20 protein-coding genes are annotated in these 21,712 nt (G+C 60.4%); 12 read left to right on the top strand and 8 right to left on the bottom strand.

Annotated features, from left to right (window positions below):
* Positions 1 to 229: 229 nt before the first annotated feature.
* Both quiC and J3P82_RS22515 read left to right on the top strand, forming a co-directional pair.
* On the top strand, positions 230 to 2,128 hold the full coding sequence (gene quiC / locus J3P82_RS22520; RefSeq protein WP_434558734.1) for a 3-dehydroshikimate dehydratase QuiC: 1,899 nt from the start codon (positions 230 to 232) through the stop codon (positions 2,126 to 2,128).
* A 102-nt stretch (positions 2,129 to 2,230) separates the two neighbouring features.
* On the top strand, positions 2,231 to 2,908 hold the full coding sequence (locus J3P82_RS22515) for a TetR/AcrR family transcriptional regulator (RefSeq protein WP_434558733.1): 678 nt from the start codon (positions 2,231 to 2,233) through the stop codon (positions 2,906 to 2,908).
* Positions 2,909 to 2,942: 34 nt separating this feature from the next.
* Here the strand turns inward: J3P82_RS22515 and J3P82_RS22510 are convergent, their stop codons facing one another.
* The 4 genes from J3P82_RS22510 to J3P82_RS22495 all read right to left on the bottom strand — a co-directional run bounded on the left by J3P82_RS22510 (position 2,943) and on the right by J3P82_RS22495 (position 6,810).
* Entirely contained in the window at positions 2,943 to 3,794 is an 852-nt protein-coding gene (locus J3P82_RS22510; RefSeq protein WP_434558732.1) for a shikimate dehydrogenase, read from the bottom strand.
* Between the two features lie 5 nt (positions 3,795 to 3,799).
* Positions 3,800 to 4,240 carry a type II 3-dehydroquinate dehydratase gene (gene aroQ, locus J3P82_RS22505; RefSeq protein WP_434558731.1) on the bottom strand — a complete coding sequence of 147 codons (441 nt, stop codon included), beginning with the start codon at positions 4,238 to 4,240 and terminating at the stop codon, positions 3,800 to 3,802.
* A 198-nt stretch (positions 4,241 to 4,438) separates the two neighbouring features.
* Positions 4,439 to 5,518 carry a tRNA (uridine(54)-C5)-methyltransferase TrmA gene (gene trmA / locus J3P82_RS22500; RefSeq protein WP_434558730.1) on the bottom strand — a complete coding sequence of 360 codons (1,080 nt, stop codon included), beginning with the start codon at positions 5,516 to 5,518 and terminating at the stop codon, positions 4,439 to 4,441.
* Positions 5,515 to 6,810: an NCS2 family permease gene (locus tag J3P82_RS22495; RefSeq protein ID WP_434558729.1), complete on the bottom strand. Its 1,296-nt coding sequence runs from the start codon at positions 6,808 to 6,810 to the stop codon at positions 5,515 to 5,517. The genes trmA and J3P82_RS22495 overlap by 4 nt, the downstream gene beginning before the upstream one ends.
* 205 nt (positions 6,811 to 7,015) lie before the next feature.
* Between J3P82_RS22495 and J3P82_RS22490 the strand changes: the two genes are divergently transcribed.
* The 5 genes from J3P82_RS22490 to J3P82_RS22470 all read left to right on the top strand — a co-directional run bounded on the left by J3P82_RS22490 (position 7,016) and on the right by J3P82_RS22470 (position 12,009).
* Positions 7,016 to 7,474 carry a DUF4879 domain-containing protein gene (locus J3P82_RS22490; RefSeq protein ID WP_434558728.1) on the top strand — a complete coding sequence of 153 codons (459 nt, stop codon included), beginning with the start codon at positions 7,016 to 7,018 and terminating at the stop codon, positions 7,472 to 7,474.
* A 79-nt stretch (positions 7,475 to 7,553) separates the two neighbouring features.
* Positions 7,554 to 8,120, top strand: coding sequence for a DJ-1 family glyoxalase III (locus J3P82_RS22485; RefSeq protein ID WP_186610880.1), 567 nt, complete (start codon positions 7,554 to 7,556; stop codon positions 8,118 to 8,120).
* A gap of 177 nt (positions 8,121 to 8,297) precedes the next feature.
* A complete protein-coding gene (locus J3P82_RS22480) occupies positions 8,298 to 8,822 on the top strand; it encodes a (2Fe-2S)-binding protein (RefSeq protein WP_434558727.1) in 525 nt (174 codons plus the stop codon).
* Complete coding sequence (locus J3P82_RS22475) at positions 8,819 to 9,811, top strand: FAD binding domain-containing protein (RefSeq protein ID WP_434558726.1); 993 nt, start codon at positions 8,819 to 8,821, stop codon at positions 9,809 to 9,811. Before J3P82_RS22480 ends, J3P82_RS22475 begins: the two co-directional genes overlap by 4 nt.
* On the top strand, positions 9,808 to 12,009 hold the full coding sequence (locus J3P82_RS22470; RefSeq protein ID WP_434558725.1) for a xanthine dehydrogenase family protein molybdopterin-binding subunit: 2,202 nt from the start codon (positions 9,808 to 9,810) through the stop codon (positions 12,007 to 12,009). Before J3P82_RS22475 ends, J3P82_RS22470 begins: the two co-directional genes overlap by 4 nt.
* Here J3P82_RS22470 and J3P82_RS22465 read toward each other — a convergent pair.
* On the bottom strand, positions 12,006 to 13,244 hold the full coding sequence (locus J3P82_RS22465) for an MFS transporter (RefSeq protein WP_434558724.1): 1,239 nt from the start codon (positions 13,242 to 13,244) through the stop codon (positions 12,006 to 12,008). The genes J3P82_RS22470 and J3P82_RS22465 overlap by 4 nt on opposite strands.
* 365 nt (positions 13,245 to 13,609) lie before the next feature.
* On the opposite strand from J3P82_RS22465, the gene J3P82_RS22460 reads away from it, so the two are divergent.
* Genes J3P82_RS22460 through J3P82_RS22450 form a run of 3 tightly spaced genes read left to right on the top strand, consistent with a single transcriptional unit; the run spans position 13,610 to position 16,246 of the window.
* Positions 13,610 to 15,049: a cytochrome ubiquinol oxidase subunit I gene (locus tag J3P82_RS22460; protein ID WP_434558723.1), complete on the top strand. Its 1,440-nt coding sequence runs from the start codon at positions 13,610 to 13,612 to the stop codon at positions 15,047 to 15,049.
* Positions 15,050 to 15,052: 3 nt separating this feature from the next.
* Positions 15,053 to 16,060, top strand: coding sequence for a cytochrome d ubiquinol oxidase subunit II (gene cydB / locus J3P82_RS22455; protein WP_186610887.1), 1,008 nt, complete (start codon positions 15,053 to 15,055; stop codon positions 16,058 to 16,060).
* A gap of 21 nt (positions 16,061 to 16,081) precedes the next feature.
* On the top strand, positions 16,082 to 16,246 hold the full coding sequence (locus J3P82_RS22450; RefSeq protein WP_434558722.1) for a DUF2474 domain-containing protein: 165 nt from the start codon (positions 16,082 to 16,084) through the stop codon (positions 16,244 to 16,246).
* A gap of 69 nt (positions 16,247 to 16,315) precedes the next feature.
* On the opposite strand, the gene J3P82_RS22445 is transcribed toward J3P82_RS22450, so the two are convergent.
* Both J3P82_RS22445 and J3P82_RS22440 read right to left on the bottom strand, forming a co-directional pair.
* The gene (locus tag J3P82_RS22445; protein WP_434558721.1) at positions 16,316 to 17,440 is read right to left on the bottom strand and encodes a methyltransferase; all 1,125 of its coding nucleotides are present in this window, start codon (positions 17,438 to 17,440) and stop codon (positions 16,316 to 16,318) included.
* A 180-nt stretch (positions 17,441 to 17,620) separates the two neighbouring features.
* Positions 17,621 to 18,334: an autoinducer binding domain-containing protein gene (locus tag J3P82_RS22440; protein WP_434558720.1), complete on the bottom strand. Its 714-nt coding sequence runs from the start codon at positions 18,332 to 18,334 to the stop codon at positions 17,621 to 17,623.
* Positions 18,335 to 18,616: 282 nt separating this feature from the next.
* Here J3P82_RS22440 and J3P82_RS22435 point away from each other — a divergent pair, with 282 nt between their 5' ends.
* A complete protein-coding gene (locus J3P82_RS22435) occupies positions 18,617 to 19,393 on the top strand; it encodes a ferredoxin--NADP reductase (RefSeq protein ID WP_434558719.1) in 777 nt (258 codons plus the stop codon).
* Between the two features lie 39 nt (positions 19,394 to 19,432).
* On the opposite strand, the gene mscL is transcribed toward J3P82_RS22435, so the two are convergent.
* Complete coding sequence (gene mscL / locus J3P82_RS22430; RefSeq protein WP_186638739.1) at positions 19,433 to 19,846, bottom strand: large-conductance mechanosensitive channel protein MscL; 414 nt, start codon at positions 19,844 to 19,846, stop codon at positions 19,433 to 19,435.
* Between the two features lie 285 nt (positions 19,847 to 20,131).
* Between mscL and J3P82_RS22425 the strand changes: the two genes are divergently transcribed.
* On the top strand, positions 20,132 to 21,673 hold the full coding sequence (locus tag J3P82_RS22425) for a catalase (RefSeq protein WP_434558718.1): 1,542 nt from the start codon (positions 20,132 to 20,134) through the stop codon (positions 21,671 to 21,673).
* The last annotated feature ends 39 nt before the right edge of the window (positions 21,674 to 21,712 follow it).

The following is a 21,712-nucleotide window of genomic DNA, read 5'->3' as shown; positions in this document are numbered from 1 at the left end:
TTTGCCATTGGGACGGCAGTTCAGGCCGGCGTCAACGTGGGGCCGATGGTGCGCAGTGGCTAAAAAATCGTCAATTCGTTAATCGGGCATTGTGTTCGATAATCGCCCAAAAAACTAACTGGGTGGTACATATTGAATTGCTCAAAGAAACCGGCAGCCCAATAATCGGCTGACTCTTTTAAAAAGCGGCGCACTTTTGTAGCCGACGCCTGTCCCGGGAGCCGAATTCATGCAGCGTTCCATTGCCACCGTTTCGTTGAGCGGTACCCTGCCGGAAAAACTCGAAGCCATTGCCGCCGCCGGTTTCGACGGGGTGGAGATCTTCGAGAACGACCTTCTCTATTACGACGGCAGCCCTCGGGAAATCAGGCAAATGTGCGCCGACTTGGGCATTGCCATCACCTTGTTCCAGCCGTTTCGCGATTTTGAAGGCTGCCGTCGTGAACGCCTGGCGCGCAACCTGGAGCGGGCCGAGCGCAAATTCGACCTGATGCAGGAGCTGGGCACCGATCTCGTGCTGGTGTGCAGCAATGCCGCCGCCGACAGCGTTGGCGATGAGCAAATCCTGATCGATGACCTGCGGCTCCTGGCCGAACGGGCCGGCGCGCGGGGCTTGCGCATTGGTTATGAGGCATTGGCCTGGGGACGGCACGTGAATACGTATCAACAGGTGTGGAACATCGTGCGCCAGGCCGATCATCCGAGCCTCGGCGTATTGCTCGACAGCTTTCACACTTTGTCCCTCAAAGGCGACCCGAGCGCCATTGCCGAGATCCCTGGCGAGAAAATTTTCTTCGTGCAGATGGCCGACGCGCCCATCCTGGCGATGGATGTCTTGGAATGGAGTCGGCATTTCCGCTGTTTCCCGGGGCAGGGCGAGTTCGACCTGCCGGGCTTCCTGGCACCGATCATCAAGAGTGGCTACACCGGGCCGCTGTCGTTGGAAATCTTCAACGACGGATTTCGCGCCGCGCCGCCAAGGGCCAACGCGGCCGACGGTTTGCGGTCGCTGTTGTACCTGGAGGAAAAAACCCGTCAGCGGCTGGCCGAAGAAGTGCCTGCTCACAACAGCGACATCCTGTTCACGACGCCGCCAGCCAGTGAATACAAGGGCGTCGAATTTCTCGAATTCGCTGTGGACGACAACCTCGGCGCCAAACTCTCCCATTGGCTGGAGCAGTTGGGGTTCGTCAAGGCGGGACAACATCGGTCCAAGAATGTCAGCCTGTTGCGCCAGGGCGATATCAACCTGATCCTCAACAGCGAGCCTTATTCCTTCGCCCACAACTTTTTCGAAGCCCACGGCCCGTCGCTGTGCGCGACGGCGGTGCGGGTTCAGGACAGCGCTTGTGCCTTGGAGCGGGCTGTCGCCTACAAGGGCCAGCCCTATCGTGGCCTGGTGGGGCCCAATGAGCTGGAACTCGCGGCGGTGCGTGCGCCGGACGGCAGCCTGATTTACCTGGTGGACCAGGACGCCGATGTCTATGGCACCGATTTCAACCTGAAACCGGGTGCGGTGATCGGCGCCGGGCTCAAGCGCATCGATCACATGGCGATGGCGCTGCCGGCCGACAGCCTCGACAGTTGGGTGCTGTTCTACAAGAGCCTGCTGGATTTCGAGGCTGACGATGAAGTGGTGCTGCCCGATCCCTACGGCCTGGTCAAAAGCCGTGCGTTGCGCAGCCGCTGCAGTTCGATCCGTTTGCCGTTGAACATTTCCGAGAACCGTAACACCGCGATCTCACATGCACTGTCGAGTTATCGCGGTTCCGGTGTGCATCACATCGCCTTCGATTGCGATGACATTTTCGCCCAGGTCAGCCGCGCCAAGGAGGCGGGCGTGCCGTTGCTGGACATTCCGTTGAATTACTACGACGACTTGGCGGCGCGTTTCGATTTCGACGACGAGTTTCTCAGCGAACTGGCGTATTTCAACGTGTTGTACGACCGTGACGCTCAGGGTGGCGAGTTTTTTCATGTCTACACCGAACCGTTCGAAGGGCGATTTTTCTTCGAGATCATCCAGCGCAAGAATGGCTATGCCGGTTACGGCGCGGCCAATGTCGCGGTGCGGCTGGCAGCGATGGCCAAGTCCCGTAGCGGTGGGGTGCGGCACGCCAAGTTGTAGTGAAATCGTAAACGCGGCGGCAATGCGCGACGCCGTGGCTTCCTTCACTGCACGGTGCGGCCCATAATCGCCAACCTGTGCAGTGATGGCCGTGAGCCCGCAATGACTATGAATCCAGAGCTTTCCGCAGTCGCCGAAGAACCTGTCGCCGCGCCGCGCAGGAGTCGCAAGAACAACCCGGAGAAAACCCGCGAGAACATTCTTCAGGAAGCCATCGTCGAGTTCGTCCAGCAGGGGCTCGCCGGCGCGCGGGTCGACGCCATCGCCGAGCGCATCCACACCTCCAAGCGCATGATCTATTACTACTTCGGCAGCAAGGAGCAGTTGTACGTCGAGGTGCTGGAAAAACTCTACGGCGATATCCGTACCACCGAGAGCCGCCTGCACCTGGCGGAGCTGGCGCCGATCGATGCGATCCGCCGGCTGGTGGAGTTCACCTTCGACCACCACGACCGCAACGTGGATTTCGTGCGCATCGTCTGCATCGAAAACATCCACAACGCCGAATACGTCAAGCAGTCCGGAACGATCAAGGCGATGACCAACACCATCCTCGATTCCCTGGGCGTGATCCTGCGGCGCGGCGCCGAAGAGGGCGTGTTCCGTGCGGGCCTCGAGCCGCTGGATGTACATTTGCTGATCAGTTCGTTCTGCTTTTACCGCGTGTCCAACCGCCAGACATTCGGTGAGATCTTTCAGATTGATCTGTCGGACGAAGTCGTCAAGCAGCGCCATCGGCAGATGGTTTGCGAGTCGGTGTTGCGGTATCTGCAAGCCTGAACCTCGTGGAGGCGAGCAGGCCCCCACGGGTTTTTCAGTGATTCATGCTCTGGAAGTGCGCCAGCATCCGCTGGGCATCCGGTGCCACGCCGCTGAACAGCTCGAACGCCTTGACTGCCTGGAACACCGCCATGGTTCCGCCATCCAGCGTGCGGCAACCCAAGGCCCGGGCGTTGCGCAGTAGTTCGGTTTCCAATGGGAAGTAAACGATTTCCGCCACCCATAATTCGCTTCGCAACAGCTCGACCGGCACTGGCATGCCAGGCAGTTTCGCCATGCCCATCGGCGTGGTATTCACCAACCCATCGGTCTCGATCATGGCGCTGGCCAGATCCTGGCCGGCCCGGGCACGACCGGCGCCGAACTGTTGATTCAGATTGTTCGCCAGTGCCTCGGCACGGCTGGCCTCGACGTCAAAAATGCTCAGTGTCCCCACGCCTTCTGCCAACAGCGCGTGGGCGACTGCCGCACCTGCACCGCCGGCCCCCATCTGGACGACGTGGCGGCGCGAGACGTCGCCCAGGCCACGACGAAAGCCCTCGGCAAATCCCAGGCAATCGGTGTTGTGGCCGATGCGTTTGCCGTCTTTGAGCACCACGGTATTCACCGCGCCGATTCCGCGGGCTTCGGGCGACAGTTCGTCCAGCAATGGGATGACCGCCTGTTTGCACGGGAACGTGATGTTCAGTCCGGTAAAACTCATGCGTTCGGCGGCTATCAACAAGTCGGGCAGGGCGCCGCTCTCGAGCTTCAGCGCATCGAGATCGATCAATCGATACAGGTAACGCATGCCTTGGGCATCGCCTTCGTGCTCATGCAGCGCCGGCGTGCGAGACGCCTGGATACCCGCGCCGATCAGGCCGGCCAGCACAGTGAGATTCGACATGCGCATCAACCCTTCAACCGCTGACTGAAATGTTCCAGGGCCAGGCGATAGCCGTGGCTGCCGAACCCGCACATCACGCCGATGGCCACCGATGAAACGAACGAGTGGTGACGGAACGTTTCACGGGCGTGGACGTTGGACAGGTGGACTTCGATTACCGGGACTTCACTGGCCACCAAGGCGTCGCGGATGGCAACCGATGTATGTGTCCAGGCCGCCGGGTTGATGATGATCCCGGCACACCGACCTCGGGCGCCGTGAATCCAGTCGATCAGCTCGCCTTCCTGGTTGGTCTGGCGAAATTCCACGGCCAGGCCGAACTCTTCGGCAGTGCGGGCGCACAACGCGGAAATATCAGCCAGGGTTTCATGGCCATAGGTCGCCGGCTCGCGGCTGCCGAGCAGGTTCAGGTTCGGGCCGTTGAGCACCAGAACGATCGGAGGCATCGCAAAATACTCCACATTTTTATTGTTGGTGTCGGCCGTGTTCCAGCCTGTGGAGACAAATTGTACTAGATGGTTAATTTGGTCAAATAAAGCAGCCGACATCGGCCAATAAGTGTTCGATGATCGAACACGGCTTTTTCAGGGGCGGGCAGTTGTGGCGAGGGAGCAAGCTCTCTCGCCACAGGGGTGTGACTCTGCTCAGCGCCGAGTCAACAACACCCCGGATTCCATGTGATGGGTCCAGGGGAACTGATCGAACAACGCGCAACGCGTGATGCGGTGCGTATCGTTCAACTGCGCGATATTCGCGGCGAGGGTTTCCGGATTGCAGGAAATGTACAGGATGTTGTCGAAGCGCCGGGTCAGCTCGCAGGTGTCCGGGTCCATGCCGGCGCGCGGCGGGTCGACGAAGACGCTGCCGAATTCGTAGCTTTTCAGATCGATGCCGTGCAGGCGACGGAACGGACGGACTTCGTTCAAGGCTTCGGTCAATTCTTCGGCGGACAGGCGCACCAGCGTGACGTTATCCACAGCGTTTTCGCTGAGGTTGCTCAGCGCGGCGTTCACCGAGGTCTTGCTGATTTCAGTGGCGAGCACTTTGCGCACGCGGGTGGCCAGGGGCAGGGTGAAGTTGCCGTTGCCGCAGTACAACTCCAGCAAATCGTCGCTGCGATCACCCAAGCTTTCATAAGCCCAGTTGAGCATCTTCTGGTTCACCGTGCCGTTGGGCTGGGTGAAGGCGCCTTCGGGTTGGCGATAGCTGAAGGTGCGGCCGCCGACGTCGAGTTTCTCCACTACGTAATCCTGGCCGATCACTTCCCGTTTGCCTTTGGAACGACCAATGATGCTGACGCCCAGGTCGGCCGCCAGTTTCGATGCCGCGGCGTGCCAGTGCTCGTCCAGCGGGCGGTGATAACACAGGGTGATCATCGCATCGCCGGCCAGAGTGGTCAGGAACTCCACCTGGAACAGCTTATGGCTCAGGGGCGCACTGGCCTGCCAGGCGGCCTTGAGTTGCGGCATCAATTGGTTGATGCGCAGGCTGGCGATAGGAAACTCCTCAATGAGGACCGGCGTGCGCTTGTCGTCCTGGGAGAACATCGCGTAATGGCGTTCGCCGGCTTCGCGCCACAGGCGGAACTCGGCCCGTAGGCGGAAATTCTTCAACGGCGAATCGAACACCACAGGCTCGGGTGCATCGAACGGAGCCAGCAGGTCGCGCAAACGAGCGACCTTGTCCTGCAACTGGGCGGCGTAGGCCTGGGAATCAAAAGTCATGCGTTGAACCAACCCAACTTGATAACGAACAGAATCGACAGGATGACCAGGGCCGGGTTCAGCTCACGACCACGACCGGACACCAGTTTGATGGCGGTCCAGGCGATAAAGCCAAAGGCGATGCCATTGGCAATGGAGTAGGTGAACGGCATCGCCAGGGCCGTGATGACCACCGGGGCGGCAACGGTGATGTCGTCCCAGTCGATTTCCGCCAGGCCCGAGGTCATCAGCACGGCGACGAACAGCAGGGCTGGCGCGGTGGCGAAGGCCGGGACGCTGGCGGCCAGTGGCGAGAAGAACAGCGCCAGCAGGAACAGGATAGCCACCACAATGGCGGTCAAGCCGGTGCGGCCGCCGGCACTGACGCCCGCCGCCGATTCGATGTAGCTGGTGGTCGTCGAGGTGCCCAGCAGCGAACCGGCCATGGCGGCGGTGCTGTCGGCAATCAGCGCGCGGCCCATCTTCGGCATGTGGCCGTCCTTGCCCATCAGGCCGGCGCGCTTGGCGACGCCGATCAGGGTGCCGGAGTTATCGAACAGATCGACGAACAGGAACGCGAAGATCACGCTCACCAGACCGATGTCCAGGGCGCCCTTGATGTCCAGTTGCAGGAAGGTCGGGGCCAGGGACGGCGGCGCGGAAACGATGCCGCCGAACGGCGTGAAGCCCATCAGGATCGAGACGACGGTGACCGCCAGAATGCCGATCAGCACCGCTCCGCGCACTTTCAGTGCTTCCAGGGCGACGATCAGGACAAAACCCAGGGTCGCGAGGATCGGTGCCGGTTGCTTTAGATCGCCAAGGCCGACCAGGGTCGCCGGGTTCTTCACCACGATGCCGGCGTTGTTCAGGGCGATCAGCGCCAGGAACAGGCCGATACCGGCGGCGATGGCCGAGCGCAGCGGCAGCGGGATGCTGTTGATGATCCATTCGCGAATGCGAAAGATCGACAGCAGGAAAAACAGCACGGCAGAGATGAACACCGCACCCAGCGCCACTTGCCAGGTATGGCCCATGTGCAGGACCACGGTGTAGGTGAAGAAGGCGTTCAAGCCCATGCCCGGCGCAAGGGCGATCGGGTAGTTGGCGATCAGGCCCATGGTCGCGGAGCCAATGGCCGCCGCCAGGCAGGTGGCGACGAACACTGCGCCCTTGTCCATACCGGTTTCACCGAGGATGCTCGGGTTGACGAACAGAATGTAGGCCATGGCCAGGAAGGTCGTGACGCCCGCCAGGATCTCGGTCCGCACGTTGGTGTTGTGTGCCTTGAGTTGAAACAGCCTTTCCAGCATGTCTGCTCCCCGTGGCGCGCCGGGCGCCGTGAATGTATCGACCTCAACAGCAAAGCACAGACCGCCATTGGCGCCCGGGATTTTCTGCTGGGTCGGAAAAAGCCGCGCATCATAGCAGCGCGGCGATGTGGCTGCGATCCTCGATGTGACGAGATGTGCCGAGGCAATTATTGGGCCATACTGCGCGCGATTCCGGGAGGTCGGTATGTATCGCATGAAGAAAATCGCTTGGGCATGGACATGGGGCTGGGCCTTGGGCCTGGGGCTGCCCGTGGCGGCCGCACACGCCGCATCGGCGCCGCCGCTGAGCGAGGTCAAGGTGCTCAAGGTCGAATCGCCGGCCTGCGGCTTCGAGGACATCGTCGCGCAGCAGGAACGGACCCGCTGCGATCACGGTGGCTCGAATATCAAGGTCTACGTGTTGGAAGTCGGCTACGGCCATCAGCCTCACGTCACGTTGGATGGCTTCGAGGTCGACGGCACCCGCTCGCCCGTGTGTGCATTCAGCAATGGCAACCTGAACGATTGTTCGGCCAGAACCAAGGTAGTCGGCTACCTCTATGTCTTCGACCTCAAGGGCAAGCAGGAAGGCACTTTCAGCTTCAGCAATGTGTCGATCAACGCACCGGGCAACCGGATGTCGACCCAGCTGTACATCAAATGACAACGTTCTGGACGCGCTTCGCCTGACACGGTCCGGCAAAGCTGGCTAGTCTTCAGGAACCACCCCGCGGAGAGTGCCCATGATTCCTGGAACCAAGATCCCCCGAGTCCTGATTGCCGTGGCCGAAGGCGTCGACGACTTGCAGACGGTGACGCTGATCGACGTGTTGCGTCGGGCGCAGCTTGAAGTGGTGGTGGCGAGTATCGAGGGCCGGCGCATGTTCACCTGCGCACGGGGCACGCGTTTGACCGCCGATGGCATGTTGGTAGACCTGCTGGTCCAGGACTTCGACTTGATTGTGTTGCCGGGCGGCATCATCGGCGCGCAACATCTGGCGGCCCATCAGCCGTTGCAGCAGTTGATCAAGGATCAGGCCGCCGCCGGGCGTTTCTTTGCCGCCATCGCCGAAGCGCCGGCACTGGTGCTTCAGGCTTTTGGTGTCCTGCGCCAGCGCCGCATGACTTGCCTGCCCACCGTGAGCCAGCAACTGTCCGGGTGCAGTTTCGTCGATCAGCCGGTGGTCGTGGATGGCAACTGCATCACCGCCCAAGGTTCGGCAGCTGCCGTGGCGTTTGCCTTGACGCTCGTGGAACAACTCAGCGGCAAGGGCGTGAGGAGCGTGGTGGCCGCTGAGTTGCTTGCCTGATCCATCACAAGCCGCGGGCCCCGGTGGCGAGGGAGCTTGCTCCCGCTCGGCCGCGCAGCGGACGCCGGCGTTTCGTCATTCAATTGCCTTGAACGCTCACCCCACCCTGAAGTCGTACCCCTTATGACGGCGGTTACCTAAAACGCCGCGTGTGTACGACCAACCGTGAGGTGTTCCATGAGCGCGACCCTGTCCGAAGCGACGCAGGCGTCCTACGCCAGTCATCCGATCCGTCTGACACTCAATGGCCAGGTGCGCGAGCTGCAGGTGTTGCCCTGGACTACGTTGCTGGACCTTTTGCGCGAGCAGCTTGATTTGGTGGGCAGCAAGAAAGGTTGCGACCACGGCCAATGCGGCGCCTGCACGGTGTTGCGTGATGGCAAGCGGATCAACGCCTGCCTGACCCTGGCGGTGATGTGTGACGGTACCGAGTTGACCACGGTCGAGGGCTTGGCCAATGGCGATGAGTTGCACCCGATGCAGCGCGCATTCATCAAGCATGACGCGTTCCAGTGCGGCTACTGCACGCCAGGGCAGATCTGTTCGGCGGTGGGCCTGGCCAACGAAGGGCGGGCACAGACCGGCGGTGAAATCAGCGAGCTGATGAGCGGCAATCTCTGCCGATGCGGTGCGTACAACAACATTCGCGACGCCATTGAAGAAGCCTTGCCGCTTTGCCAGCCACCGGGAGATGAGCAATGAATCCCTTCCGCTACAGCAAACCCGAGACCTTGCAGGCTGCCGTCGATTTGTCGAGCGCCACCTCACGTTTCATCGCCGGCGGCACTAACTTGCTGGACTTGATGAAGGAAAACCTCACCCGTCCCCAGCACCTGATCGATATCACCGGACTGCCTTTGGCGGACCTCAGCGAAACCCCCTCCGGCGGGGTCATGATCGGCGCGCTGGTGAGCAATGCCGACCTGGCCTGGCATCCTTGGATCGAACGGCGTTACCCGTTGCTTTCCCAAGCCATCCTGGCAGGCGCCTCGCCACAATTGCGCAACATGGCCAGCACCGGCGGCAACCTGTTGCAACGCACCCGTTGCTATTACTTTTACGACGCCAACGTGCCCTGCAACAAGCGCCGGCCCGGCAGCGGCTGCCCGGCCAGGAATGGCCTGAACCGGATCCACGCGATCCTCGGGGCGAGTGACCAATGTGTCGCGACGCATCCCTCCGACATGTGCGTGGCCCTGGCGGCGCTGGACGCGGTGGTCCATGTATTGGGCCGGGGTGGGGCGCGGACCATCGAGTTCGCCGATTTTCATCGCCTGCCGGGCGACGCCCCTGAGCGGGACAATCAACTGGCCGATGACGAGCTGATCACCTACATCGAGTTGCCTACAGCAGGTTTCGCCGAACACAGCCACTACTTGAAGATCCGTGACCGGGCCTCCTATGCCTTTGCGCTGGTGTCAGTGGCGGCGGCGCTGGAGCTGGACGGGCCGGTGATTCGCCAGGCTCGCCTTGCCCTCGGCGGTGTGGCCCACAAACCTTGGCGAGACCGGGCGGTGGAGAATTGGCTGACGGGCCAGACCGTCAGCCGCGAAACATTCACGGCCGCCGCCGATGCGCTGCTGCAAAACGCCGAGCCGCTGGAACACAACGGCTTCAAGGTCAAGTTGGCGCGCCGGGCTATTGTTCGCGCCTTGAGCGATGCCGCACTGACGGGAGGTGCCGCCCGATGAATACGTTGAGCAAATCCATGGGCCAACCCTTGGACCGAGTCGACGGCCTGCTCAAGGTCACAGGCCAGGCCCGTTACGCCGGTGAGTACCCTGAAGCCGGCTTGCTGCACGCCAGCGTAGTGTCCGGCAGTATCGCCCGGGGCCGCGTGTTGCGTATCGATGCCTCCAAAGCGTTGGCCTTGCCCGGTGTGGTCGCGGTGATCGACCACACCAACCGCCCCCGGATCGCCAGCTACGATGAGCCCTACCAGGATGCCGACGCGGCCGAAGGGTCGCCGTTCCGGCCGTTGTACAACGACCAGATTCTCTACAGCGGTCAGCCGCTGGCGTTGGTGGTCGCGCAAAACCTGGAACTGGCTCGCTACGCCGGTTCACTGGTTGAAATCGAATATGAAGTTGCCGACCACCAGACCGATCTGACGATCGTGCAAAACGAAGCCCATCCCGCCCCGGCCGAACTGCCCAAGCCTCGTGGGAATTTTCAGGGCGAGTACGCCAGCGCGGCCCTCAGCGTGGATGTGTCCTACAGCACGCCGATTGAACATCACAACCCGATGGAACCTCATGCTTGCACCGTGCTGTACCAACCCGACGGTAGCCTGCATATCCACGATAAAACCCAAGGCACCCAGAACTGTCAGGCGTATGTGCAGGAAGTGTTCGGACTGGAGCAGGACCAGGTCCGTGTATTTGCCGCGTTTGTCGGCGGTGCGTTCGGCTCCGGATTGCGCCCGCAGTATCAGTTGCCGCTTGCGGTAATGGCGGCGCTGTCGCTGAAACGTTCGGTGCGAGTCAGCCTGACACGCCAACAGATGTTTACCTTCGGTTACCGACCTCGGACTTTCCAGCGGGTGCAACTGGGCGCGGCCGCCAACGGACGGCTGCTCGCGGTAGCACACGGCGCCATTGGCCAGACCTCGCGCTTCGAGGACTTCACCGAACACGTGGTGGAGTGGAGTGGCATGCTCTATCACTGCGATAACGTGACGCTGACCTACAAGCTGGCACCTCTGGATGTCTATACGCCGTTGGACATGCGCGCGCCCGGTGCCGCCCTTGGTCTGATCGGCCTCGAATGCGCCATGGATGAGCTGGCCTGCGCCCTGGCGATGGATCCGGTTCAGTTGCGCTTGATCAACTATGCCGAGCGCAACGAGAACGAGGGCAAGCCTTATTCCAGCAAGGCGTTGCGCGAATGCTACGCCGAAGGCGCCGCTTGTTTTGGCTGGGACAAGCGCAACCCTGAACCGCGCAGCATGCGCGAAGGCCGGCAATTGGTGGGCTGGGGCATGGCGGGTGGCGTGTGGGAAGCGATGCAGCAGAAGGCCAGCGCCCGAGCGTCGCTGGACGCCAACGGCAAGTTGACGGTCAGCAGCGCCACCACGGACATCGGCACGGGCACCTACACCGTCATGACCCAGATTGCCGCCGAGGCGTCGGGCGTTGCCTTCGATGACGTCACCTTCGTCCTCGGCGACTCGTCGCTGCCAACCGCGCCGTTGCAGGGCGGCTCGTTCACCGTTTCGTCAGTGGGCACGGCGGTCAAGCAAGCCTGTGAGGCGCTGCGAGAAAAGCTCTTGGCCGTAGCGCGACAGAGCTGTCCCGCCTTCAGCGGCGCGACCCTGGAGCAAGTGACATTCGTTGACGGTGAACTGCGCATGGGGGAGGCCCGCGTCGCTTTGGCGCAACTGGCGCAAAAAAGCGGCGAGTCACCATTGCAAGCGCAAGTCACCGCCGAGCCTGATGAAAAACGCCAGGCCTACGCCACCGCCACGCACTCGGCGGTGTTTGTCGAGGTGCTGGTGGATGAAGATCTGGGCGCGGTCAAAATCAACCGTGTGGTCAGCGCCATCGCGGCGGGCCGGGTGGTCAATCCGAAGACCGCTCGCAGCCAGATCCTCGGCGGCGTGGTCTGGGGCGTCGGCATGGCATTGCATGAAGAAACCCTGACCGATCACGCCTTGGGCCGGCACATGAACCACAACCTGTCCGAATACCATGTGCCGGTCAACGCCGACATCGGCGATATCGAGGTGATTTTCGTCGAGGAACAGGATGACATCGTCAACGCCCTCGGCTCCAAAGGCGTCGGAGAGATCGGCATCGTCGGCGTGCCGGCGGCGGTGGCGAATGCGATTTATCACGCCACCGGAAAACGGGTCAGGGACTTCCCGATCACCCTCGACAAGCTGCTCTAGGCTTTCGCTTCCTCAACCGGTTCGTGCATGCGGTCACGGTTGGCCAGGGTCGGGAACAGTTTGATCCAGGTCCCGGTCACCAGCAGCGTGCCGACACCGCCCATGACCACCGCCGGCACCGTGCCGAACCAGTGGGCGGTCAGGCCGGACTCGAATTCGCCCAACTGGTTCGAGGCGCCGATGAACAGCCCGTTCACCGCGCTCACGCGACCGCGCATCTCGTCCGGCGTCTCCAATTGTACGAACGAGGCGCGGATCACCATGCTAATCATGTCCGCCGCGCCCAGCACCACCAGCACCGCCAAGGAAAACCAGAATGACGTGGAGAGGCCGAAGGCAATCGTGGCGACGCCGAATATGCCCACCGCGGTGAACATCACCCGGCCGACCTTGCGTTCCACGGCAAACCGCGCCAGCCACAGCGACATCAGCAAGGCGCCCACCGCCGGTGCCGAGCGCAACAGGCCCAGGCCCCAAGGACCGGTGAGCAGGATGTCTTTGGCGAACACCGGCAGCAACGCCGTTGCGCCGCCCAGCAGCACCGCGAACAAGTCCAAGGAAATCGCCCCGAGGATGTCCGGGCGGCTGCGGATGAAACGAATCCCGGCCAGCAACGAATCCAAGGTTGCCTTGCCTTTGTTCAGCGGCGTCTGTCGGGCCGGCAGGTTGAGCATCAGGCAGCAGGCGATGATGTAGAGCAGCACCGTCGGCCCATAGACCCAGACGCTGCCGAAGGCGTAGAGCAAGCCGCCAAGGGCCGGGGCGACGATGGTCGCGGACTGCTGGGCCGATTGCGCGGCGGCGACGGCGCGGGGGAACAGCGCGGCCGGCACGATGCTCGGTAGCAGCGCCTGGGTGGTCGGCATCTCGAAGGAGCGGGCGGCGCCCAGCAGGAAGGCGAGGATGAAGATCATCTCCCGGGTGACGTTGTCGGTGGCACTACCGACCACCAGGGCCAGGGCGATCATTGCCTGCAATGACTGGCAGATCGCCGCGACCCTGCGCCTGTCGTATCGATCCGCCACATGCCCGGTGTGCAGCATGAACAGCACCCGCGGCGCGAACTCCACCAGCCCGACCAGGCCCAGGTCCAAAACGTTGCCGGTCAGTTGATAGAGGTTCCAGCCGATGGCCACGGTGAGCATCTGGAAACCGCTGGCGGTGAATATCCGGGCCAGCCAGAAGGCGATGAAGGGACGATGGTGACGGAGCAGCAGCGGCGCTTGGCTGGGCATCTAAGACAGGTCCGGTGAAGAGACCCCGAGATTATCACTGAGCTGTAACTGAAAGTTGCTATGGCTGGAAAAAATAGTTAGCCAAACATCGAACTGGACATATGGAGCTTTGGTACTCCGACACTGAGACAACCTGTCACGCGACAATAGACCACGCCGTTAATCGGCGGATATGCGGCTACTCTTTGATCATTGCTTGATCCAGATCAATGCCTTCCGGGCGTTGTGCCTGGTGGCCATACGGTCAAAAGTCCTGCGTCGTGACGGTTTAAAAAGAACGATTTGAAAAGCATCGCACTCCATATCCCTGGGGGCTGTGATGCAAGCCCCGCCCGCAGCCGGTTTTACCTGACAGAGGAAGACTTATGTTCGGTTTGGAGGCGCTCGATCTCGCCCGAATCCAATTCGCGTTCACCATCTCGTTCCACATCCTGTTCCCGGCCATCACCATCGGCCTGGCGAGCTACCTGGCGGTACTCGAAGGCTTGTGGCTCAAGACGCGCGACGATACGTACCGCGACCTGTACCACTTCTGGTCGAAGATCTTCGCTGTCAATTTCGGCATGGGCGTGGTGTCCGGGCTGGTCATGGCCTATCAGTTCGGCACCAACTGGAGCCGTTTTTCCGACTTTGCCGGTGCGGTCACCGGGCCCCTGCTGACGTATGAGGTGCTCACGGCGTTCTTCCTCGAAGCCGGTTTCCTTGGCGTCATGCTGTTCGGCTGGAACCGAGTGGGTCGTGGCTTGCACTTTTTCTCCACAGCCATGGTGGCGATCGGAACGCTGATCTCGACCTTCTGGATCCTGTCTTCCAACAGCTGGATGCAAACCCCGCAGGGCTACGAAATCATCGACGGCCGGGTCATTCCGGTGGACTGGCTGGCGGTGGTGTTCAATCCGTCGTTTCCTTATCGTCTGTTGCACATGTCCGTCGCGGCATTCGTCGCCACGGCGTTCTTCGTCGGTTCGTCGGCGGCCTGGCATCTGCTGCGCGGGCGCGACAATCCGGCCATTCGCCGCATGCTCTCGATGGCGATGTGGATGGCCTTGCTGGTGGCGCCGGTGCAGGCGGTCATCGGTGACTTCCATGGCCTCAACACGCTCAAGCATCAACCGGCGAAAATCGCCGCGATCGAAGGTCACTGGGAAAACGTTGGCGATGAGCCCACGCCGCTGATCCTGTTCGGCTGGCCGGACATGGAGGCGGAGGAAACCAAATACGCGGTGGAAATTCCCTACTTGGGCAGCCTGATCCTGACTCACTCGTTGACCGATCAAGTGCCGGCCCTCAAGGAATTTCCGCCTGAGGATCGGCCGAATTCGACCATCGTGTTCTGGTCGTTCCGGGTCATGGTTGGCCTGGGGCTGCTGATGATTTTCACCGGCCTGTGCAGCCTCTGGCTGCGCCGCAAGGACCGGATCTACCAATCGCGGCCGTTCCTTCACCTGGTGCTGTGGATGGGGCCGTCCGGCCTGGTCGCGATCCTGGCCGGCTGGTTCACCACGGAGATCGGTCGGCAGCCGTGGGTGGTCTACGGCTTGATGCGCACGGCTGATGCATCGTCTGGCCACAGCTTTGCGCAGATGAGCTTCACCCTCGTCATGTTCGTGGTGGTGTATTTCGCGCTGTTCGGTGCGGGGCTGAGCTACATGTTGCGCCTGGTACGCAAGGGCCCGGTGGCCCACGAAACCGAGCCGAGTGACGGTGGCCCGGGCCAGAAACGCACCCCGGCCCGTCCATTGTCGGCGGCCAACGAAGGCGACGACGAAGTGGACCACAACGACAGCTCGCACAAGGGGAATTGAGTCATGGGAATAGATCTTCCGCTGATCTGGGCCGTGGTCATCATCTTCGGCATCATGATGTACGTGATCATGGACGGCTTCGACCTGGGTATCGGCATCCTCTTTCCCTTCGTCAAGGGCGAGCGTGATCGCGATGTGATGATGAATACCGTCGCGCCGGTCTGGGACGGTAACGAAACCTGGCTGGTGCTCGGCGGTGCCGGGCTGTTCGGGGCGTTTCCGCTGGCTTATTCGGTGGTGCTTTCGGCGTTGTACCTGCCGCTGATCCTGATGCTCATCGGCCTGATTTTCCGCGGCGTGGCCTTCGAGTTCCGCTTCAAGGCCAAGGCCGAGAAGCGGCACTTGTGGGACAAGGCGTTCATCGGCGGTTCGCTGACGGCAACCTTCTTCCAGGGCGTCGCGCTGGGAGCCTTCATCGATGGCTTCGAGGTGGTCAATCGCCAATTCGCCGGCGGCTCGCTGGATTGGTTCACGCCATTCACGATGTTCTGCGGTCTCGCGCTGATTGCCGCCTATGCCTTGCTCGGCTGTACCTGGCTGATCATGAAGACCGAAGGCAAGCTGCAAGAGCAGATGCACGACCTGGCCAGGCCACTGGCATTCGTGGTGCTGGCCGTGATCGGCATCGTCAGTATCTGGACGCCGCTGGCCCACGCCGACATCGCGGCGCGCTGGTTCACCTTGCCGAACCTGTTCTGGTTCCTGCCGGTGCCGATCCTGGTGTTGGTGACCATGTACGGGCTGTTCCGCGCCGTGGCCCGCAACGCCAACTACACGCCGTTCATCCTGACCCTGGTGTTGATCTTCCTCGGCTATAGCGGCCTGGGCATCAGCCTGTGGCCGAACATCGTGCCGCCGTCCATCTCGATCTGGGACGCCGCGTCACCGCCACAGAGCCAGGGTTTCATGCTGGTCGGTACGCTGTTCATCATTCCGTTGATCCTGGTGTACACCTTCTGGAGCTACTACGTGTTCCGGGGAAAGGTGACTCATGATGACGGCTACCATTGATCGACCTGCGAGGTGCCGAGAATGGCCAAGCCTGACTTGAAAGACATCGAGGCCGCTGAAAAAAAACCGTTATGGCAGCGGCTCGGTTGGCTGGTGGCGATATGGGCCGGTAGCGTGCTGGCACTGTTCATCATCGCCAGCCTGATGCGGATGTTCATGAACGCCGCCGGGCTGACCACCCACTGATTTCCCATCCCGTTGCCTTGCGGCACGGTTTACGCCCTCCTGAAAAGGGAGGGCTTTTTTTGGGATGAATTATTTGCGGGCTTTGAGGATCACGAATTTCGGCGTCGCCGCCACCTGCTCGACGCCGCGAAAGAGCCGCGCCAGCTTGCTGTGGTAGCCCAGGTGACGGTTGCCGACGATGTATAGGGCGCCGCCGACCACCAACGCTTCGCGAGCTTGCTGGAACATCCTCCAGGCGAGGAAATCGCCCACTACCTGCTGCTGGTGGAACGGAGGGTTGCACAGCACTACATCCAGCGATTGCGGCTCTTGTCCGGCGAGCCCATCGCCGGCCCGCAGGGTCACTTCGCGCTCGCCCAGGGCTGCTTGCCAGTTTTCGGCGGCCGATTGGATGGCCATGTACGACTCGTCCACCAGCGTGTAGTGAGCTTCGGGGTTGTGCAATGCGCTGGCGATTGCCAGCACACCGTTGCCGCAGCCCAGGTCCGCGACGCGGGCTGTGCCGAGGTTTGTTGGCAAGTGCGGCAGGAAGGCGCGAGTGCCGATGTCCAGCCCTTCACGACAGAACACGTTGGCATGGTTGAGCAATTCGATCTTCGGCTCGTCCAGCCAGTAGCGAGTCGGATAGGGGGAGACGGCCGGCGTCATGGCTTGAGGCGTGGCAATCAACAGACGGGCCTTTTTTACCGCCAATGAGGCCTGCACCGTCCCGATGTAGCGTTCCAGCAGGTCGCCTGCGGCCCGTGGCAAATGCTTGACCATGGCGGCTGCAATGACTTGCGCGCCTGGAGCCAGTTGCCCTTGTAGGCGGATCAGTTGTTCCTCTAGTAGCGCCAGGGTTTTAGGGACTTTGATCAGGACCCGGTCAAAGGGGCCTGTCAGCGGTTCGCTGGCTGGCACGATCGGTATCGCGTCGAAGGGCAGGCTGTTGCGCACCAGGTTTTTTTCCAGCGCCTGCAGTGCCAGGAACGAGTCGCCGCTGCTGGTGACCTTGACCTTGCCCACCAGGCTGGCCGCGAGGGCGCCGAAGCCATCATTGAGTACCAACACTCGGGACTGCGCGCTCGGTTGTTGTTCGGCCAGAAACGCAAGCAGGTATTCATCGGCCGCATCAAAGGCTTGCAGGGGTTCGTTCGGCTGTTCGGGCTGGCGGATCAGGTCGAGTTGGGCGAAGGGGCTGTCGAGCAAGGGCATGGCTGGGACTCTGGCAAATCAACGGATGTCCCGCTGCCCTGGGGCAGGCTTGTCAGCGGGACCGCCTGAATGAACTGCGTCGCGTGCTTCGCACGTCATCATTCAAGTGGGCCGTAAATGGTACGTTTTTTTATCAGGTATTACTCGTGGGTTTTTCAGATAGGCGATCTTGCTTCGCTACTAAATCATATGGATGTGGGCCGCTTTGGCCACCGCCGAGATCTTGTTGGTCACGTTCAGTTTTCGCATGCAGCTGCATACGTGGAAATTCACGGTGCGTTCGGAAAGGCATAGGATCCTGCCGACTTCCGACGCGGTCTTCCCTTCGGCGGACCATCTCAACACTTCTATCTCACGGGGCGAGAGATGACAGACCTGTGGCGGCGCCATTGCGCCAGACAGCTTCTTGCCCGCCAATGCATGCAACCTTTGGCTGGCAAAAATGGCATAGCCAAGATTTCCGTAATGCTCGTCGGCATCGATACGGCAATGAGTCCTGGCAAGACTGAACAAACTATAGTGGGCGCCGTGTTCGTCATGAACCGCTTGGGTCCAGCCATGCCTGAGGCCTTGGCGATTGAGTTCTCGCCATAACTGTGGGGCCTCGGAAAAAACCTGTTCGCTCCACAGAACGGGCACTGAGGATTGGTTGCAATGAGCCACTATTGGGTCGGTGGAAGCATAACCCTTTCGTTCATAGAGTCTTTCCCACCCATAAGGGTAGTTATTGAGGTTTATCTTGCTGGTAGGTTGCTCAGGCAGAGTCGAATGCGCAACAAAGGCGCAGTATTCAAACCCCTGAAAATTAAAAAAATCCAGTACCAGGCGATAGGCTCGTTGCAAGTCCTTTTCACACGACAGCTTCCGTAGTTGCGCATCCTTCCACACGTCCATTGCGCTCTCCTTGGGGTGAATTAAGGAACGTGGATCCAATTCGGTCACGCGAAAATGAGTGTAGGACTATTCCTAACATGCAGTTAGATTTTTTTCGGTTGTATTAGGAGTTTGGTTATTGAGAAAGGCTTTTGCTAGTTGCTTTCCGATACAACCATTCTTGTTTTGTAGAAGTTTGCCGTGCCAGGTTTTGAAAGTGTGGCGCTACGCCATCATTCGTCGCCGGTGGTTAATGGGCTTACTTTGCGGGACACTGATGTTCTTGTCTTATTGGAGTGCCTCATGACCGACAATACGGAAAAGTTCACCCGCCAGACGCTGATCGACGTGCAACCGTTGACGTCGCACTTGTTTACATTGCGGACCACTCGGGATCGTGGCTTTCGTTTCCGGGCCGGTCAGTTTGCCCGGCTGGGTGTCGTCAAGCCGGACGGTTCTACCGTCTGGCGCGCCTATTCCATGGTGTCTTCGCCGTTCGACGAATTTCTCGAGTTCTTTTCCATCGTGGTGCCGGACGGTGAGTTCACCAGCGAGCTTAGCCGCTTGAAGCCGGGGGACAGTTTGCTGGTGGACCGCCAAGCCTTCGGTTACCTGACATTGGACCGTTTTGTCGACGGTCGCGATTTGTGGCTGTTGTCCACGGGGACGGGCGTCGCGCCGTTTCTCTCGATATTGCAGGACTTTGAGGTTTGGGAAAAATTCGAGCGAATTATCCTGGTCTATAGCGTTCGCGAAGCGCGGGAGCTGGCGTATCAAGAGCTGATCGAAGGATTGGCCCGGCGAGACTACTTGGCTGAGTACGCCCATAAATTGCGCTTTATTGCGACGGTCACCCGTGAGCAGTATCCGGGCGCCCTCAGTGGACGCATTACCACGCTGATTGAAAATGGCGAGCTGGAACAGGCCGCCGGCGTCGCGCTAACGCCAGAGCATTCGCGGGTCATGTTATGCGGCAACCCGCAAATGATCGACGACACGCGCCAGTTGCTAAAGACCAGGGGGTTGCGCCTGAGTCTCACCCGTCGGCCGGGCCAAGTGGCAGTGGAAAACTACTGGTAGAAATGGCGCCCCGTGGCGCCATTATCTACGCGCCAAGGGTCAGGGCCGTTCGTTCTGGGCCTTGAGCAGATCGCGGATCTCGCTCAGCAGTTGTTCTTCCTTGGAGGGAACAGGGGGCGCGCTCGGAGCGACGGCCTCTTCGCGCTTGAGACGGTTGATGGCCTTGACACCCATGAAAATGGCGAAAGCGACGATGATGAAGTCCACCATCGTTTGGATGAATTTGCCATAGGCCAGCATTACCGCAGGCGTATCGCCCTGGGCGGCCTTGAGTGTGATAGCCAGATCACTGAAATCCACTCCGCCGATCAACAGGCCGAGTGGTGGCATGACCACATCGCCAACAAATGACGAAACAATCTTGCCAAAAGCGGCACCGATAATGATCCCGACGGCCATGTCGACGACATTGCCTTTGACCGCGAAGGCCTTGAACTCGCTTAGCACGCCCATGAGTTGTTCCTTGTGACAGATGAGATTGATTCCGGCAGTGTAAGTCAGCTAAACGGGTCTCGCTCGACATGCCTGCTTACAAAGCTTGCCTGTTATCGACCCGGCTCCCCGTAAAAAGTTTACAAAGTGCCACCAATCGCGCGTGATACGCGGTTTCTGGCCGATTCCCTACATCGTTTTTTCTATCAAGACGGTACGGTATTTCTATTTAGGTTTTGGTTTTTACAGCACTAGCCTCTGAAGGGCGCACATGGATGCGCTTTATAAAATCAGAGGAAAATTCCAATGAACACTTCCCTTGGCCTCGGCGCTTTTTCCAATCGCCATGCCCTCGTTGTGCTGACCGCCAGCCTGCTTTCCCTGTCCGTCAATGCCGCCACCCTGACCCGTGACAACGGTGCTGCGGTGGGCGACAACCAGAACTCGCAGACCGCCGGCCCCAATGGCCCGACGCTGTTGCAGGATGTGCAATTGATCCAGAAACTCCAGCGCTTCGATCGTGAGCGGATCCCCGAGCGCGTCGTGCACGCCCGTGGCACCGGTGCCCATGGCGAGTTTACGGTTTCCAATGACCTGAGCGACCTGACCAAGGCCAAGGTCTTCGCCGCAGGCCAGGTCACGCCGGTGTTCGTGCGTTTCTCCGCCGTCGTGCATGGCAATCATTCTCCGGAGACGTTGCGAGACCCTCGCGGCTTCGCCACCAAGTTCTATACGGCGGACGGTAATTGGGACCTGGTAGGCAATAACTTCCCGACATTTTTCATTCGCGACGCCATCAAGTTTCCCGACATGGTCCATGCGTTCAAGCCCGACCCGCGGACTAACTTGGATGATGACTCCCGACGTTTCGACTTCTTTTCCCATGTCCCGGAAGCGACCCGCACACTGACCGAGTTGTATTCGAACTCCGGTACACCAGCCAGTTATCGCGAGATGGACGGTAACGGCGTACACGCTTACAAACTGATCAACGCCAAAGGCGAAGTCAGTTACGTGAAGTTTCATTGGAAAAGCTTGCAGGGGCTGAAAAACCTCGATCCGAAAGAAGTTGTGAAAGTTCAGGGCCAGGATTACAGCCACATGACCCACGACTTGGTCAGTCACATCAACAAGGGCGACTTTCCAAAGTGGGATTTGTACGTACAAGTCCTCAAGCCGCAGGACTTGTCCACGTTCGACTTCGACCCGTTGGACGCGACCAAGATCTGGCCGGATGTACCTGAGCGCAAAGTCGGACAAATGGTCTTGAATCGCAACCCGGCAAATGTTTTCCAGGAAACCGAACAGGTGGCGATGGCACCGGCCAATCTGGTTCCGGGTATCGAGCCTTCGGAGGATCGCCTGTTGCAAGGCCGGGTGTTCTCATATGCCGATACGCAAATGTACCGGGTCGGGCCGAATGCCCTGCAATTGCCGATCAACGCCCCCAAGGTTGCAGTGAACAATGGCAACCAGGACGGCGCGATGAATTTCGGCGGCACCAGTAGCGGCGTGAATTATCAGCCGAGCCGTTTGATGCCACGGGAAGAACAGCCAGCGGCACGTTATAGCCAGGCAGCGCTGAGCGGCAGCACCCAGCAGGCGAAAATCCAGCGTGAGCAGAACTTCAAGCAGGCCGGCGATCTGTATCGTTCGTTCAACCAGAAGGAGCGCAATGATTTGATCGAAAGCTTCGGTGGCTCGCTGGCGACCACCGATGACGAGAGCAAGCACATCATCCTGTCGTTCCTCTACAAGGCTGATCCTGAATACGGCACTGGCGTGGCACGTGTTGCCAAAGGCGATCTGGTGCGGGTCAAGGCGCTGGCCGAGAAACTGAGCGACTGATGCCTCTTGCGGGGGTCGGGTTGGCTCGGCTCCCGCAGT

The sequence above is a fragment of the Pseudomonas sp. Z4-20 genome, assembly GCF_051131955.1.
Lineage (GTDB): Bacteria > Pseudomonadota > Gammaproteobacteria > Pseudomonadales > Pseudomonadaceae > Aquipseudomonas > Aquipseudomonas marvdashtae.
Note: the sequence above shows the minus strand (reverse complement) of the source record. Positions and strands in the feature narration are given on the sequence as shown.